This window comes from Psychrobacter sp. 1Y4 (assembly GCF_051847555.1).
The window spans coordinates 1-554 of sequence record NZ_JBPYDE010000985.1; the positions used below are offsets into that span (position 1 = coordinate 1).

The following is a 554-nucleotide window of genomic DNA, read 5'->3' on the forward strand; positions in this document are numbered from 1 at the left end:
GTATTAGAGTCAGTCATAATAGAGGTGGGAGTATCCTTGATGTTATTAGTATCATTTGCGCACGATAGTTATTTATTATCATATAAATTGTGATGAATTGAGGAGTACTAGTTATCGTTATATTACTATTCAATTAGATTGGCTATATAATAGCATGGGGCAGAATAATGACAAAAGACAAATGCTTTAAGGATAGTAGATGACAGACAATATCGAGTTCACGCATCAGCAAGCGCGTGCCTTTCAACCACAAAGACTCTCCGCACCACGCGACTTTATTATTCCAAAAATCATCAGTGATAATAAAGACGAAAAGCCGTTGATCTTGGAGATTGGAGCAGGGAAGGGCAAGCACGCACTTAGCTTTGCAGTGCAAAATTCTGATAAGCATTTGATCGCCATTGAGCGCACACGCAATAAGTTTGATGCTTTCTCAAAGCTGGCTACATTGCAAGACTTACCGAACCTAGATGCGATCCATGCAGATGCGATTGCTTGGACGGTGCATGCGCTAAAACCCAATAGTGTGGCTAAAATATTTATTCTTTATCCCA

General features: G+C 39.7%; 1 protein-coding gene. It reads left to right on the top strand.

The window, feature by feature from the left end; all coding sequences use genetic code 11:
* Positions 1–199 precede the first annotated feature (199 nt).
* A partial coding sequence (locus ACS8FC_RS19985) for a class I SAM-dependent methyltransferase (protein WP_459112992.1) occupies positions 200–554 on the top strand: 355 nt, incomplete at its 3' end.